Genomic DNA, 15772 nt, shown 5'->3' with positions numbered 1-15772 from the left:
CCCCGGCAAGCTGGCGGCAAAGTCCGGCACCGGACGCTAATCGGCCTCGAAAGAGGCGAGGGGGATCATGTCGGATCTGGTCGAGCCCGTTCAGGGGCATTCAAAAGGCGCGTCGTTCATCAACGACCCGAAAGTACGCAGCATCGGCCTGCAGCTCGTCGCACTGATACTCGTCGTCGTGTTCGGCTGGATGTTCATGGAGAACGCCCGCGACAACCTCGCGGCGCAGAAGATCGCCACCGGCTTCGGCTTCCTCGACAACACCGCCGGCTTCGGCATCAGCCAGACGCTGATCCCCTACACCGAGACCTCGACCTATGGCCGCGCCTTCGTCGTCGGCCTGCTGAACACGATCCTCGTGGCGGTGGTCGGCATCTTCCTCGCCACCATCATCGGCTTCCTGGTCGGCATCGGCCGCCTCTCGAAGAACTTCGTGGTGCGGCTGATCTCGACCACCTATGTCGAGGTGCTGCGCAACCTGCCGCCGCTGTTCCAGATCCTGTTCTGGTACCTCGCCGTGCTCAGCGCCCTGCCGAGCCCGCGCGACAGCATCAGTCTGTTCGGCGAGGTGTTCCTGTCCAATCGCGGCATCATCATCCCGCGCCCGCTGTTCGGTGACGGCTACGGCATCGTGCTCTGGGCGATCGGGCTGGCGCTGCTGCTGGCGATCCTGTTCGGCCACTGGGCGGCCGGGCGGCAGGAGGAGACCGGCCGCCGGCTCCCGGTGCTGTGGATCAACCTCGCGATGCTGATCGGCATTCCGCTGATCGCCATGATCGTCACCGGCTTCCCGATCACCTTCGAGCGGCCGGAGCTCAAGGGCTTCAATTTCGCCGGCGGCATGCGGGTGATCCCGGAATTCGTTGCGCTCACCCTGGCGCTGGCGACCTACACCGCCGCCTTCATCGCGGAGAACGTGCGCGCCGGCATCCAGTCGGTGAGCCACGGCCAGACCGAGGCCGCCCACTCGCTGGGCCTGCGCAACGGGCCGACCCTGCGGCTCGTCATCATCCCCCAGGCCATGCGGGTGATCATCCCCCCGCTCACCAGCCAGTATCTCAACCTGACCAAGAACTCCTCGCTGGCGGTGGGCATCGGCTATCCCGACCTCGTGGCGGTGTTCGCGGGCACCTCGCTGAACCAGACCGGCCAGGCGATCGAGATCATCGCCATCACCATGGGCGTGTACCTGCTTCTGTCGATCATCACGGCGTTCATCATGAACGCCTACAACAAGCGCGTCGCGCTGGTGGAACGGTGAGGGCCGGCCATGAGCATGACCTTTGACGACGGAACCTTCATCCGCACCGAGATGGTGACACCGCTTCCTCCGCCGGTGCGCCGGGTCGGCGCCATCGGCTGGATGCGCGAGAACCTGTTCTCCAGCGTCCTCAATACGATGCTGACCATCGTGGGCATTCTCGCCGTGCTGTGGCTGGTGCCGCCGCTGGTGCGCTTCATGCTGATCGACGCCGTATGGACCGGCGAGAACCGCGAAGCCTGCCTCGGCCCGGGTGTCGGCGCCTGCTGGCCCTTCATCAAGGCGAAGTTCGGCCAGCTCATCTACGGCTTCTACCCGATCGACCAGCGCTGGCGGCCCAACATCGTCTTCGCCGCCGGCCTTGTGCTCATGGTGCCGCTGCTGGTGCCGAGCTGGCCGCTGAAGCGGCTGAATTCGCTGCTGTTCTTCGTGGCCTACCCGATCATCGCCTTCGTCCTGCTGACCGGCGGCAACATCAACGCCTCGGCGTTCCTGTTCGAGCGTTTCGGCCTCGTGCACGCGATCACCGGCGATGTCACGGTCGCCGGCGTGAACGTGGCGTTCTGGGTCGATTACGTGCTGACCGCGCTGCTCGTCATGGCGGTGGTCGGCGGGCTCATCGCCGCCCTCGGCGGCAATGGCCGGGCGGCGGCCCGCGCCGCCATGTGGGTCTTCCTCGCGTTCGGCGCCCTTGTCCTCGTCTGGGACATCGACTTCGGCCTCTCCTATGTCGAGACCCGGCAATGGGGCGGGCTGCTGGTGACGCTGGTGATCGCGGTGACCGGCATCGTCGCCTCGCTGCCGCTCGGCATCCTGCTGGCGCTCGGACGGCGTTCGCAGATGCCGATCGTGCGGCTGCTGTCGGTGATCTTCATCGAGTTCTGGCGTGGCGTGCCGCTCATCACCGTGCTGTTCTTCGCCACCTACATGCTGCCGCTGTTCCTTCCGCAAGGCACCAATCCCGATGCCCTGCTGCGCGCGCTGGTGGGTGTCGCGCTGTTCTCCGCCGCCTATATGGCGGAGGTGGTGCGCGGCGGCCTGCAGGCGATCTCGAAGGGACAGTACGAGGGGGCGATGGCGATGGGGCTGACCTGGAGCCAGATGATGCGCCTCATCATCCTGCCGCAGGCGCTCACCCTGGTCATTCCGGGCATCGTGAACAGCTTCATCAGCCTGTTCAAGGACACGACGCTGGTGCTGATCGTCTCGATCTTCGACTTCCTCGGCCAGCTCCGGGCGTCCTTCACCGATCCGAACTGGGCGAGCCCGGTTACGCTCTACACCGGCTTCGCCTTCGCGGGCCTGGTCTATTTCCTCTTCTGCTTCGGCATGTCGCGCTATTCTCTCTTCGTGGAGCGGCGGCTGAACACCTCTCACCGGCATTGACGGAGGCCTCTCATGACCGAAGCTCATTCGATCGTCCCGAGCGATGAATTGCCTGCCGTGCACACGCCGCCGAGCCGGGAGGTCGCCGTCGAACTCGTCGGTGTTCACAAATGGTACGGCGAGTTCCATGTGCTGAAGGACATCAACCTGCGGGTGCTGCGCGGCGAGCGCATCGTCATCTGCGGCCCGTCCGGCTCGGGCAAGTCGACCATGATCCGCTGCATCAACCGGCTGGAGGAACACCAGCAGGGCACGATCATCGTCGACGGCATCGAGCTGACCAACGACCTGAAGCGGATCGACGAAATCCGCCGCGAGGTCGGCATGTGCTTCCAGCACTTCAACCTGTTCCCGCACCTCACCGTGCTGGAAAACCTCACTCTGGCGCCGATCTGGGTGCGCAAGATGCCCAAGAAGGAGGCCGAGGAACTCGCCATGCACTTCCTGCGCAAGGTGAAGATTCCCGAGCAGGCCAACAAGTACCCGGGCCAGCTCTCCGGCGGCCAGCAGCAGCGCGTCGCCATCGCCCGCGCGCTGTGTATGAAGCCGAAGATCATGCTGTTCGACGAGCCGACCTCCGCCCTCGACCCGGAGATGGTGAAGGAGGTGCTGGAGACCATGGTGAGCCTCGCCGAGGAAGGCATGACCATGCTCTGCGTGACGCATGAGATGGGCTTCGCGCGGCAGGTGGCGAACCGGGTGATCTTCATGGATGCCGGGCAGATCATCGAGATGAACGAGCCGAACGCGTTCTTCTCCAACCCGCAGCACGAGCGAACCAAGCTGTTCCTCAGCCAGATCCTGCACTGAGGCGCCCGCGCATCCTTCGTCGTCCCGACGCCGCCTCACCGGGACGACGTCATGGCCGGGCCAAGCCCGGCCATGACGGGACAAAGGCTGTGGGTCGTGCCGCGCTCAGTCGGCCGGGCCGGTCGCGACCGGCTTGTCGGACGAGCCCCACTCGGTCCACGAGCCGTCATAAAGGGCCTGCGGCGGCGTGCCGATGGCATCGAGCGCCAGCCACAGAATGGCGGCCGTCACGCCCGAGCCGCAGCTGGTGATGACCGGCGCGGACGGGTCGATCCCCGCGTCCTTCACCGCGGCGCGGATCGCCGCCGGATCGGCGAGGCGGCCGTCCTTGACCACCTCGGAGACCGGCAGGTTGCGCGCGCCCGGAATATGCCCCGGCCGCACGCCGGCGCGCGGCTCGGGCACCTCGCCGCGGAAGCGCTCGGCGGCGCGGGCGTCGAGCACCTGCGCGCTGCCGTCGGCGAGCCGCCGGGCGACGTCCTCGATGCCGGCGACCCAGGCGCGGTTGAGCTTTGCGTCGAAGCGGGCGGGCAGATACGGCGCCTCGCCGGATTCCGTCGGGCGGCCCTCGGCCAGCCATTTCGGCAGGCCGCCGTCGAGGATGGCGACGTCGATGGCGCCGAAGGCGCGTAGCGTCCACCACACGCGCGGCGCGGAGAACAGGCCGACACTGTCATAGACGACGATCTTCATGTCCTTGCCGATGCCGAGCGCTTCCATCGCCGCGGTGAAGATGGTCTCGGAGGGCAGCATGTGCGGCAGGCCGCTCGACGTATCGGCAATGGCGTCGATGTCGAAGAACACGGCGCTGGGAATGTGCGCCTTGAGGTATTCCTCGCGCCCCTTCCGGCCGGTCGCGGGCATGTGCCAGGAGCCGTCCACGATGACGAGGTTGGGCGCGCCGAGATGGGAGGCGAGCCATTCGGTGGAGACGAAGCGGCTGTCGGTGGGCATGGGAGGTTCCTCGCGGAGCTTGGGATGGCGCCTGCGCCACCGAGCCGGGGTGGCAGGGCCGGGACGGCAGGTCAGGCCCAGGCGACGCGCACGCGGCGGTTCTGCTGGCCCTTCTTCTCGATCTTCGTCACCTGCACGGGGCCGATCTCGTCGAGGCCGCGCACATGGGTGCCGCCGCAGGGCTGGAGATCGAGGCCCTCGATCTCGACGAGGCGCACCCGGCCGGTGCCCATGGGCGGCTTGACCGCCATGGTCTTCACCAGCCCCGGATTGGCGAGCAGTTCCTCGTCGCTGATCCAGCGCTCGCCCACCCGGGCGCCGGTGGCGATCATCTCGGCCAGCCGTGCGGTCAGTTCGTCCTTGTCGACGCCGGCTTCGGGGATGTCGAAGTCGAGCCGGCTTTCCTCCTCGCCGATCGAGCCACCCGTGACCGGGTAGGGCAGGGCGACGGAAAGCAGGTGCAGCGCCGTGTGCATGCGCATCCGCCTGTAGCGCGTCGGCCAGTCGAGCCGCAGAAACACCGCCTCGCCCGGCTCGGGCAGGGGCGAGCCGACCGCCGCAACATGGATGACGTCGACCTTCGACGGGCCGTAGACGGCGGTCTCGATGGCGATCTCGCTGCCGTCCGCGCGCACCAGCGTCCCCCGGTCGCCCGGCTGGCCGCCGGCGGTGGCGTAGAACACCGTGCGGTCGACGGCGATGCCGCCGTCCGGTGTCAGCGCCGTCACCACGGCGGAGGTTTCCTTCTGGTAGGCGTCGTCGCGGAAGAGGAGAATGGTTGCCATCAGACCAATACGTTGGGGACGTCCACGCTGCGTTCCAGCCAGCCCGGCACGGGCAGGCCCTTCTCGCGCAGGAAGTCGGGGTTGAACAGCTTGGACTGGTAGCGCGTGCCGTAGTCGCACAGCACGGTGACGATGGTGTGGCCCGGGCCGAGTTCCTTCGCCAGCCGGATGGCGCCGGCGACGTTGATGCCGGTGGAGCCGCCGAGGCACAGGCCCTCATGCTCCAGAAGATCGAACACGATCTGCACCGCCTCGGCGTCGGGGATCTGGTAGGCGGTGTCGATGGGCGCGCCTTCCAGATTGGCGGTGATGCGGCCCTGCCCGATGCCCTCGGTGATCGAGGAACCCTCGGCCTTCAGCTCGCCCGTGGTGTAGTAGCTGTAGAGCGAGGCGCCGAACGGGTCGGCGAGCGCGATGCGGATCGCCGGGTTGCGTGCCTTGAGCGCGATGGCCGTGCCGGCCAGCGTGCCGCCGGTGCCGACCGCCGCGACGAAGCCGTCGACCTTGCCGTTCGTCTGCGCCCAGATCTCCGGGCCCGTGGTCTCGATATGGGCCTGCCGGTTGGCGACATTGTCGAACTGGTTGGCCCAGACGGCGCCGTTCGGCTCGGTGGCGGCCAGCGCCTCGGCGAGGCGGCCGGACACCTTCACATAGTTGTTCGGATTCGCGTAGGCGACCGCCGGGACCTCGACGAGGGTCGCGCCGGCGAGGCGCAGCATGTCCTTCTTTTCCTGGCTCTGCGTGTCCGGGATCACGATCACCGAGCGGAAGCCGAGCGCGTTGCCGACCAGAGCGAGGCCGATGCCGGTATTGCCGGCGGTGCCCTCGACGATGACGCCGCCGGGCTTCAGCTGGCCGCGCGCCACGGCGTCCTGGATGATGAAGAGGGCGGCGCGATCCTTCACCGACTGTCCGGGATTGAGGAACTCCGCCTTGCCGAGGATGGTGCAGCCGGTGGCTTCCGAGGCGCGCTTGAGCTTGATGAGTGGCGTGTTGCCGACCGCCTCGACGAGACCGTTGCGGATATCCATGGCGCTTGTGTCTTCTACGCTTATGAAAGGTCCACGAAGTTAGTGGGCCATTACCGGCTCGGCAACCGGATTGAGCGTCAATCCCCGCGAATGCGCGCGAAGCGGGCGAGGGCGCGCTCGCGGGCGGCGGGGTGCTCGACGATCGGGAACGGATAGGTCTCGCCGAGCACCACGCCGGCGCGGCGCAGCACCTCGGGCGCCGCCGTCCAGGGCTTGTGGATGATCCCGGCCGGCAACCCGGCGAGTTCCGGGACGAAGCGGCGGACATAGGCGCCGTCCGGGTCGAAGGTCTCGCCCTGGGTCACCGGGTTGAAGATGCGGAAATAGGGGGCGGCGTCGGCTCCCGAGCCGGCGACCCATTGCCAGCTCGCGGGATTGTTCGCCGGATCGGCGTCGACCAGCGTGTCCCAGAACCAGGCCTCGCCGCGCCGCCAGTCGGTCAGCCCGTGCTTGATGAGGAAGGAGGCGGCGAGCATGCGCACGCGGTTGTGCATCCAGCCGGTCTGCCAGAGCTGGCGCATGCCGGCATCCACGATGGGATAGCCGGTCCGCCCCCTGCGCCACGCCCGCTCCAACGCCGGATCGTCCTGCCACTCGAAGGCGTCGAAGCGGCGATTGACGTTGGTGCCGGCGAGGTCCGGGAAATGGAACAGCAGGTGGTAGGAGAACTCGCGCCAGTAGAGCTCGCTGATGAGCTTCTCCGTGTCGGCGGGCGATGCCGTGCCTGCGTCGGCCGCGTGGCGCACGGCGGCGAGCACCTGATGCGGCGAGATTTCGCCGAAGCGCAGATGGGGCGACAGGCGCGAGGTGCGCGCGAGGTCGGGGCGGTCGCGCAGCGTCGCGTAGCCCGCGAGGTCGTCGTCGAGGAAGGCGGCGAGGCGGTCGCGCGCGCCGCGCTCGCCCGGTGTCCAGCTTGCGCGCAGGCCGGCGGCCCAGTCCGGCGCCGTCGGCTCCAGAGCCCAGTCGTCGAGCCGGTCGCTCCGGGCGGAACCGGCGAAGGACCATGCATCGTCCGCACGCGAAGGCGTCCGCACCGCCTGCCTGCCGGCGCTGCGATAGAAGGGGGTGAAGACCCGGAAGGGATCGCCGGCCTGCGTGCGTACCGTCCACGGCTCGTGCAGCAGGCTGCCGCCGAAGCTCTCCACCGCGACGCCCCGGCCGGCCAGGGCGCTCTTGAGAGCGGTGTCCACGGCGATCTCGGCGGCGCCGTAGCGGCGGTTCCAGTAGACGGCGGCGGCGTTCAGCTCCTCGACGAGCGCCGGCACGATGTCACCCGCCCTGCCGCGCTGCAGGATCAAGCGGCCGCCCTTCGCGGCGATGGCGGCGGAAAGGAACGCCAGCGAGCGCCCCAGCCACCAGCGCGCCGCGCCGCCGAGCGGGCGCAGCCTCTCGCTTTCCTCGTCGAGAACATAGGCGAGAGCCAGCGGCCGGCCGCTCGCCTGCGCCGCCTTCAGGGCGGGATTGTCGTCGAGGCGCAGATCGTCGCGGAACCAGACGAGGGCGCAGGAGGGGGAAGACATCACGGGACACCAGCGTTGCCCGCATTTTACCGGAAAGCAGGGCGGGGAGATCAAGCCGGCTGTTCGGCGGTCGCCGGATATATTAATGATGATCGTCATGAAAAAGGATTGGCCGTCCGTGCGGGCGGCCATCGGCAACCATGGAGCCTTCTCATGACCTCCGTTTCATCTCCCGGCACCGCCCTGGTCACCGGTGCTTCCAGCGGCATCGGGAAAGTCTATGCGCAGCGGCTGGCCCGGCGCGGCTACGACGTCCCGCTGGTCGCGCGCGACGGTGCGCGGCTGGAAGCGCTGGCGGCCGACATCACCGCGAAGACCGGACGCAAGGCCGAGTTTCTCGTCGCCGATCTCGGCAATCCGGCCGATACCGGGGCGGTGGCGGCCCGCATCGCGGCGGACCCGGCCATCACCCTGCTCGTCAACAATGCCGGCATGGGCGTGGAGCGGCAGATCGTCGGGGCGGATGCCGACAAGGTGGACGCGATGGTGCAGCTCAACGTCGCCGCGCTCACGCGCCTTTCCGTGGCGGCGGTGAACGCCTTCACGGCGCGCGGCCGGGGCACGCTCGTCAACATCGCCTCGGTGGTCGCGCTGATCCCGGAGAACTTCCTCGGCGCCTATGCGGCGACGAAGGCGTATGTGCTCGCCCTCACGCAGTCGCTGCAGAGCGAGCTGAAGGACAGCCCGGTACGGGTGCAGGCGGTGCTGCCCGGCCTGACCGCCACGGAATTCTTCGACCGCGCCGGCATGGACAAGGCGGCCCTGCCGCCGGAAATGGTGATGTCGGCGGAGGATCTGGTCGAGGCAGCGCTCGCCGGGCTCGATCTCGGCGAGACGATCACCATTCCCGCGCTGCCGGATGCCGCCGACTGGCAGAGGCTGGTCGACGACCGGGTGCGGATGGCGCCGGGGCTCTCCCTCCGCCATCCCGCCGCGCGCTACGGGGTCGGCACGGCCGTGCCGGCCTGATGCCCCGTCAGTAGTCCCACTGGGCGCCGATGCCGACCTCGGCCGAGCCGTCGGCGCCCGTCGCGCCTTGCAGGCGGATGTTCTTGGTGACGTCGACATCGACGGTCACGCGGCTCGATCCGGCGGTCGTGCCCTGGCGCACACCGAGATAGATGTTGTCGTTGAGCCGCCGGCCGACGCCGACCTGACCGCCCGTGCCCTCGGCATTGGCGCCGACTTCGAGGCTGTCCACGCCGAGCGAGCGGCGCACGTTCTCGAGCACGCTGGCGCCGCCGGAGAACTGCGCGATGACCTGCGCGAGCTGGATGGCCTGACCCGAGTTGAGCGAACCCGCATCGCGGCCGAACAGCAGCCGGGAGACCACCTCGTCCTGGGGCAGGGTCGGCGTCGAGCTGAAGCTCACAGTCGGGCGCGACGCCGGGCCGGAGACCAGCACGCGGGCGGTGATGTCCGAGGAGGTGGTCTCGGCGATGAAGTCGAGCTCGGGATCGGTGGTGCCGGTGAAGGTGATGTCGCCGCGGGTGAAGGTGAGGCGGCGGCTGCCGAAATCGAAGGTGCCGCGCCGCATCTGGAAGGCGCCCTGCGTCACCGGGGCGCGGCTGGTGCCGGTGAGCTTCAATTCGCCGCCGAGCTGGGCCTCCATGCCGAGGCCGCGCACGAAGACGTTGTTGTTCGGCGCGGAGACGACGAGGTCGAGGGCGATGCCGTTGCGGTTTTCGGCGGTGGCGCGCTGGTTGGCCGGGGCGGTGCGGGTGCTCCGCTTGCCGGCGTTCACATGGCGGACGTTGAGGTCCTGCACGCCGCCGGGGAAGCGGTCGGGCACGTTGATGTCCAGCGCGCGCAGCACCAGCCGGCCGGTGAGGCGCGGCCCGTTGAGGAAGGCGCCTTCGACGCCGACGCGCCCTTCGGCGACGAGGCGCATCAGGTCGCTGTTCACCAGCGCCGCATTGGCGAGGTCGATGTCGATGCGGCCGGGATAGCCGGCGTTCGGATCGAGCGCGACATTGCCGCGCCCCGTCACGCTGCCGCCATTGGTGGTGCGGGCGCGCAGGGTGGTGAGGGTCACGGAGCGGTCGGTGCCGGTGATGACGGCCTCGATCTGGTCAAGGGCGACGCCGTTCACCGCATCGTCGAAACGCCCGCCGCTGAGCCGGACGGTGCCGCCGGCGCGGGGAGCCGCCGCCGTGCCGCGCACGGTGGCGTCGACATTGGCGGTGCCGGTGACGCGCGCGCCTGTGGTGGCGAGCATCGGGTTGGCGATGGCGAGGTTGATCGCGCCGCGCAGGGCGAGATCGAGCTCGCCGGCCCCGAGCGGCGCCGAGCCGGTGATGGTGAAGCCCTGGACATGCTGGCCGGCGATGGTGGCGCGGATCTGCGCCCGCCCGCCGCCGAGCGTGCCGTTGGCGGTGATGTCGAACGGGCCGGCGCCGGAGCTGGCGATGTCCGGGTTGCTCAGCCGCGTCACCCGCAGCTCGTAGGTGCCGCTGGGATCGGCCGCGCTGCCGCGGAGGCGGGCATTGCCGGCCAGCGTGCCGGAGAGGTTGAGCCCCGGAGAGGCGAGGTTCGCCAGCGACAGCGGCAGGGCGCGCAGATCGACGGCGAGGTCGAGATTCTGCCCGGCCGAGCCGGAGACGGTCGCGGTGCCGCCGCTGGCGGCGAGGGCGAAGCGGTCGATGGCGACGGTGCCGCCGGAGAGGGTGAAGGTGGCCGGACCCGTCGTTGCGGCATTGACGCCGCCGCGCGCGGCGGTGAGGCGGTCGAGGCGGAAGCGCGCGCCGCCCTGCAGGGGCTCCAGCCGCCCGTTCGCCCGCAGCGTGGTGCCCTGCGCCAGCGCGTCGAGGGTGAGGTCGGTGCCGGAGGCGTTGCCGTTGGCGCGCAGCGAGGCGGTCTCGATGGTGACGCCGGAGAGGTCGACGGCACGCAGCTCCGTCGTGCCGTTCAGCAGCGGCACGCCCAGCGCATCGCGCACCGTGGCGTCGATGGTGGCGGAACCGACGGAGCGGCCGAAGGCGCGCAGATTGGCGGCGTTGGCCTTCACATTGGCGTTCTGCCGGCCATCGGCGACGGAGAGGCCGATATCGGCGTTCAGCCGGCCGGCCATCTCGGTGAGAGCGAGGGCGGCGATATCGGCGAGGTCGCCGGCGGCGAGGATGAGCTGACCGTCCGCCAGACCCGCGGGGGAGACGGAGACGTCGCCGCGCGCGCTCACCGAGCCGATGGCGAGGTCGAGGCCGGAGACGCGCCGCGCGCCGTCCGGCTGGGTCGCCAGCGCCGCGGTGCCGCGGGCCGGCTTGCCGGCGATCTGGCCGGAGAGGTTGAGCGTGCCGGCGAGCGCGCCGGTGAGATCGCTCGCGGCGATGTCCAGCGCGAGATCGCGGATGGGGCGCCCCTCGGCGACACCCTGCGGCACCAGAACCCTGGCGGTGACGCCGAGCTTTTCCAGCGTGCCCGAGAAGGCCGCATTGGCCTGAAGCGCGCCGCCGAGGCGCTTGTCGAGGCGGGAGAGGTCGTCGAGCGCGAGATTGGCGGTGAGGTCGGCGAGATCCGTGGCGATACGGCCGTCCACGACGAGCGCCAGCCCTTCGGCATCCACCTTCAGGTTGCGGACGGACAGGGCGTTCGCTCCGTCGCGCGCCAGGGCGCCCCCCGCGTTGAGCTCGCGGCCGATGAGGGCGTCGACCTGCGCGATGCCGGTGGCGATCCCGCGGGCGTTGGCCTTCAGCTCGATGCTCGCGCGGTTGAAATCGTCGCTCGCCGCGATCTTCGCCGCCAGCGTCGCCTGTCCGGCGAGGGGGCGGCCGGCCAGCGGGGAGAACGCGGCGAGGTCGAGCCGGGACACGTCGAGGTCGCCGTCCGCCGCGCGGGTTCCGGCGCGGCCCGAGAAGGTCGCGGTGAGGGCGGCGAGGCGGATGGTGAGGCCGGTCAGGGCGGGATCGCCGCCGGCCGGCACCTCGGCGCTGGCCTCGAAGGTGCCGCCGGTGCCGAGGGCGCCCGCCACCTTCGGGTCGCTCGCCGTCAGCCCCTGCACGTCGCCGGCGGCGGTGATGGCGAGGCTGCCGTCGGCGGCCGGGATCGTGCGCAGCGTGGCGGCGAGGGTGGAGGCCCCATAGCCGGCGCCAGCAAGCGCCTCGCCGGTGAGCCGCGCCTCGACGGCGGGGGCGTTCAGCGCTCCCTTCGCGGTGCCGTTGACGCGCACGCCGCTCCAGGTCGCGCCGGGCGCGAGGGCGGAGAAGCGGCGCGCCTCGCCCAGCGTCAGGTCGAAGGCGAGATCGGCGTTGGCGGCGGCATCGAGCGTGCCGTTGGCGGCGGCGTTGAAGCCGGCCGCCTGCGCGGTGGCCTTCTCGATGGCGATGTTGCGCCCGGCATCGATCGTCGCCGCGCCGGCGAGCTCCGTGCGCCCCTCGAACAGCGGGGCGATGTTCGCCGGCAGCACGCGGGCGACATCGGCGTCGATGGCGAAGGTGACGCGGTGGCCGGCGGGAATGGCGCGGATGCCGGCGGCGCCGCTCGCCTCGGCGATGTCGCCGACGGTGAGGCGAAGCTGGCCGTCCCAGGCGTCGAGCGGGCCGGCGCCCTTCAGCGTGGCGGCGAGCTCGGGCAGCCCGTCGAAGCCGGCCGCGCGGGCGATGAGGCCGCCGGCCGGCTCGCGCGCGCCGATGTCGAGATCGAGCCGGCCGCTTTCCGGGGCATAGGCGACCGAGCCGGAGACGCTGCCCGGCGCGTCGCGGCGCTCCAGCGCGAAGGTGAGGGACAGGCCCTGCGTGAGCGAGGCGAGATCGGCGGAGGCGTTGAGCGAAAGCCGGGCGGCATGGCCGACCACCGGCTCGCCGAGCACGATCTCGGGGATGGAGAGATTCTCGACGCGCACGGGGAAGGCGAGGGAGGAACTGCTGGAGGAGGATTCCGCCGCCTCGGAGGGCGGCAGCTCGGGACGGCGCTCGACCTCCACGCGCGCGGCGGAGAGCGTGGTGACGTCGAGCCGGCCGGCGAGGAGCGCCAGCGGCCGCCAGGCGAGCCGGGCCTGCTCGACCCGGCCGAAGGGACCTTTGGCGTCGGCCAGCTCGATCGCGTCCACGCTCATGTCGAACGGCACTAAGCCACCGATGCCGCTTATGCCGACCTTGAGGTCCGGGGAGGAGGCGAGGGAGGAGCCGAGGCTCGCCAGCAGCGCCTTACCGGGCGGCGTCTGCAGCACGCCGAAGGCGGCCAGCAGCAGGGCTGCCAGAGCGAGGACGAGGATGCCGAGATAGCGGAGTGCGCGTCGCATCAGAAAGCCTGCCCCAGACTGACATAGACGCCGAAGTCGCCGTCTTCGGGTCCCGGGTTGAGCGGGAAGGCGAGATCGAGGCGCAGCGGCCCGATCGCCGTATAGTAACGCAGGCCGACACCGGCCGAGTACTTCATGCCGTCGAAGTCCGGCCATTCGGACGCGAAGGCCGAGCCCATGTCGAAGAAGGGCACGATGCCGATCGTGTCGGTGACGCGCACGCGCGCCTCCACCGAAGCCTCGAAGAAGCTCCGGCCGCCGATGATGACGCCCTCGGCGTTGCGCGGGCTGGCGGACTGGTAGTCGTAGCCGCGCAGCGAGCCGCCGCCGCCGACATAGAAGCGCCGCTGCGGCGGCACGTCGTAGAGGTCGGTTCCGAAGATGCTGCCGGCGGAGACGCGGCCGGCGAGGATGAAGCGCTTGTCCTCGTCGAAGGCGTGGTAGGTGGCGAAGGAACCCTTGATCATTGCCGGGCCCGCACCGGCATCGCCGAAATAGGCGAAGGGCTCGACCACGCCGGAGGCGCGGATGCCACGCGAGGGGTCGAGCTTGTTGTCGGTGCTGTCGTAGGTCAGCTCGAAGGGGATGCCGACGATGGTGTAGTCGCGGGTGCCGGTGGTGTCCTCGACGCGCGACTGTTCGAGGTCGAGGCTCACCTGCAGGTTGAGCTGATCACTGTAGCGGTGGCGCACGCCGGTGAGCAGGGTGGCGGCTTCGCGCACATAGGCGTTCGTCACCTCGCGCAGGATGGCCGCCTGCGCCACGAGGTCGTCCTGTGCCGTGTAGATGCCGGGTTTCACGAAGGCGGCGGACAGCTTGTAGCCGAACGGGTCGGCGTCCGGCACGGCTTCCGACTTCTCGCCGAACCAGGAAACCTGCGCGTCGAGCCGCAGCGTCTCGCCGCCGCCGAACAGGTTGCGGTGGCCCCAGAAGGCGTTGATGGCCGACCCTTCGGTGGAGGAATAGGTGGCGCCGAAGCCGACATAGCGGGGCTTGCGGGCGGACACCTCGATATGGATCGGCAGGCTGCCGTCGGCGTCCAGCTTGTCGGCTTCCTGGATGCGCACGCTGGCGATGGCCTCATATTCCAGCAGCCGGCGCCGCAGACGATCCAGCACCTCGGGCGAATAGGGCGTTCCCGCCGGGATCTCGATCCGCTCCTCGATGAAGCCCGGCGTGAGGAAGTCCGCACCCGAGACGGTGAAGCGGCCAAAGGTCGCCACCGGGCCGGGAGAGACGTAAATGGAGACATCGACCGACTTCGTCGCATGGTCGGCGGTGACCTGCTTGTCGGCGATGCGGGCGAAGGGGTGGCCCGCCCGGCGCCAATGACCCACGAGAGCGCTTTCCGCGTTCACGACGGCGGTGGCAAGCGCCGGTTCGCCGGGCACGAGGCGCAGCCGCTGCAGTGTCGGCGCGTCGGGCAGCGGGCGATGGGTGGCGGCGTCGAGAATGGCGACGCGGCCGAAATGGAACTGCGGACCGGGCGTCACCTCGACGCGGACCGGCACCGGCCCCTGCCGACGGGCGGCCTCCACGACCTCGAAGACATTGGGCGCATCCGGCGGGCTGCCCGCCAGGGTGATGCGGATGTCGCCGGCGTAGTAGCCCGCCGAATAGAGCGCGGCATTGATGTCGCGCCGATCCGCCAGCGCGCGGCGGACGAGGCCGGCGGCGCCGGAGGGCGGGCGCTGGCTGAGGGATTCGAGATTGGACGCGCTCGTCACCGCGTCACGCAGCGAGCTGTCGCCGCCCTTCACCTCGATCGTCACCTTGTACGGCGTCGCGTCGGGGGCAGGCTTGCCGGCATCGCCCATCGGGCGGGGGCTGAACAGATTGACCAGCGGGCCGAACAGGCCGGAGTTGGATTCCTGGCTGGAAGCGTCCTGGTCGCCGCCGAAGATCTGGGCGGAGGCCGGGACGGCAGGCACGGCGAAAGACGCCACCGCGACCAGTGTCGCGAGCGGGCGCCGCATGGGCCACAGGCACAGGAGCCACGTTTTTTTCTGGCTCGCCAACAAATTCCCCCCGACCGACGGTTCCGACCACAGGGGTACCGCCGCAGCCGGTATCCCGATGAAGCCGCGAACCTACCGCCACGGCAGTGAATATTAGCTTGCCAAAGAAAGGCAGCCCTCTGATTGCCGTGGCGGACCCCTAGCGTCAACCTTGAGGCGGTACTTGGGTTCCCCTTGTGGTGCCGTGTTGCCGTATCGTTGCCGGAAACATCCCGGCAACAGCCGAATATGCCGGGAAAAAGCAAAAAGGCGCGGATGTTGCCATCCGCGCCTCTCGGCAGCAGCGCCCGGGGGGCAGGCGCCGCTATCTCATGCCCAGCATCGGCTCAGCCGATGAACACCTCAGCGGGTGCTGCGGCTGTTCTGCTCGATCTGCTGCTGGATATAGGGCTCGACGCCGGTGGTCGGCGCCGCCACAGCGGCGTTGCGGCCTTCCACGAGGGCCGCGCCGGGAACGGCGTGCTGGGCCGAGGTGCGGATGGTCTCGTTGTAGGCGGCACGTTCGGCCGGATCACGCGACTCGGCATGGGCGGCGACGGTGAGGCCCAGCGTGGCGACAGTAGCGGCGGCGAGAATGAGCTTGTTCATTGTTCCGTTTCCTTATCTTTCGAGGGGGGCGACCGTCGAAGGCGGCCCGCCATTTGGTGAAACGGAAGCTATGTCCGGCATTGGTGCATTGCACGATGTTGATTTGCATCCGCTGATTTGCGTGAATGCAATAACATGTCGGTGAGCGAGACTTGATCGTACGCGATCTAATCCCTACTCAAT

Annotated in this window: 11 protein-coding genes; 4 read left to right on the top strand and 7 right to left on the bottom strand. The window is 69.6% G+C overall.

The genetic code is table 11. The annotated features are described in order from the left end of the window. Positions 1 to 67 precede the first annotated feature (67 nt). Genes FO470_RS10315 through FO470_RS10305 form a run of 3 tightly spaced genes read left to right on the top strand, consistent with a single transcriptional unit; the run spans position 68 to position 3457 of the window. Positions 68 to 1261: an amino acid ABC transporter permease gene (locus FO470_RS10315; RefSeq protein ID WP_144342885.1), complete on the top strand. Its 1194-nt coding sequence runs from the start codon at positions 68 to 70 to the stop codon at positions 1259 to 1261. 9 nt (positions 1262 to 1270) lie between these two features. Beyond that, positions 1271 to 2647 carry an amino acid ABC transporter permease gene (locus FO470_RS10310; protein ID WP_144342884.1) on the top strand — a complete coding sequence of 459 codons (1377 nt, stop codon included), beginning with the start codon at positions 1271 to 1273 and terminating at the stop codon, positions 2645 to 2647. Positions 2648 to 2659: 12 nt separating this feature from the next. Beyond that, positions 2660 to 3457, top strand: coding sequence for an amino acid ABC transporter ATP-binding protein (locus tag FO470_RS10305; protein WP_144342883.1), 798 nt, complete (start codon positions 2660 to 2662; stop codon positions 3455 to 3457). Between the two features lie 105 nt (positions 3458 to 3562). Here the strand turns inward: FO470_RS10305 and sseA are convergent, their stop codons facing one another. From sseA to FO470_RS10285, 4 genes are all read right to left on the bottom strand, one after another. After that, the gene (sseA, locus tag FO470_RS10300) at positions 3563 to 4411 is read right to left on the bottom strand and encodes a 3-mercaptopyruvate sulfurtransferase (protein WP_144342882.1); all 849 of its coding nucleotides are present in this window, start codon (positions 4409 to 4411) and stop codon (positions 3563 to 3565) included. 71 nt (positions 4412 to 4482) lie between these two features. Then, complete coding sequence (locus FO470_RS10295) at positions 4483 to 5196, bottom strand: alanyl-tRNA editing protein (protein ID WP_144342881.1); 714 nt, start codon at positions 5194 to 5196, stop codon at positions 4483 to 4485. Beyond that, a complete protein-coding gene (locus FO470_RS10290; protein WP_144342880.1) occupies positions 5196 to 6227 on the bottom strand; it encodes a cysteine synthase A in 1032 nt (343 codons plus the stop codon). The genes FO470_RS10295 and FO470_RS10290 overlap by 1 nt, the downstream gene beginning before the upstream one ends. Positions 6228 to 6304: 77 nt before the next feature. Continuing rightward, on the bottom strand, positions 6305 to 7747 hold the full coding sequence (locus tag FO470_RS10285) for a cryptochrome/photolyase family protein (RefSeq protein ID WP_144342879.1): 1443 nt from the start codon (positions 7745 to 7747) through the stop codon (positions 6305 to 6307). A 153-nt stretch (positions 7748 to 7900) separates the two neighbouring features. Here FO470_RS10285 and FO470_RS10280 point away from each other — a divergent pair, with 153 nt between their 5' ends. After that, the gene (locus FO470_RS10280; protein ID WP_144342878.1) at positions 7901 to 8716 is read left to right on the top strand and encodes an SDR family NAD(P)-dependent oxidoreductase; all 816 of its coding nucleotides are present in this window, start codon (positions 7901 to 7903) and stop codon (positions 8714 to 8716) included. Positions 8717 to 8723: 7 nt separating this feature from the next. Here FO470_RS10280 and FO470_RS10275 read toward each other — a convergent pair whose 3' ends face one another. The 3 genes from FO470_RS10275 to FO470_RS10265 form a co-directional block, all read right to left on the bottom strand. Next, entirely contained in the window at positions 8724 to 12983 is a 4260-nt protein-coding gene (locus FO470_RS10275; RefSeq protein ID WP_186291919.1) for a translocation/assembly module TamB domain-containing protein, read from the bottom strand. Next, entirely contained in the window at positions 12983 to 14959 is a 1977-nt protein-coding gene (locus tag FO470_RS10270; protein WP_144342877.1) for an autotransporter assembly complex protein TamA, read from the bottom strand. The genes FO470_RS10275 and FO470_RS10270 overlap by 1 nt, the downstream gene beginning before the upstream one ends. A 384-nt stretch (positions 14960 to 15343) precedes the next feature. Continuing rightward, on the bottom strand, positions 15344 to 15589 hold the full coding sequence (locus FO470_RS10265; RefSeq protein ID WP_144342876.1) for a hypothetical protein: 246 nt from the start codon (positions 15587 to 15589) through the stop codon (positions 15344 to 15346). Between the last annotated feature and the right edge of the window lie 183 nt (positions 15590 to 15772).

This window comes from Ancylobacter moscoviensis (assembly GCF_007559435.1).
GTDB lineage: Bacteria > Pseudomonadota > Alphaproteobacteria > Rhizobiales > Xanthobacteraceae > Ancylobacter > Ancylobacter moscoviensis.
The sequence above is the reverse complement of the archived record's forward strand: the minus strand, read 5'-3'. Positions and strand labels throughout refer to the sequence as shown.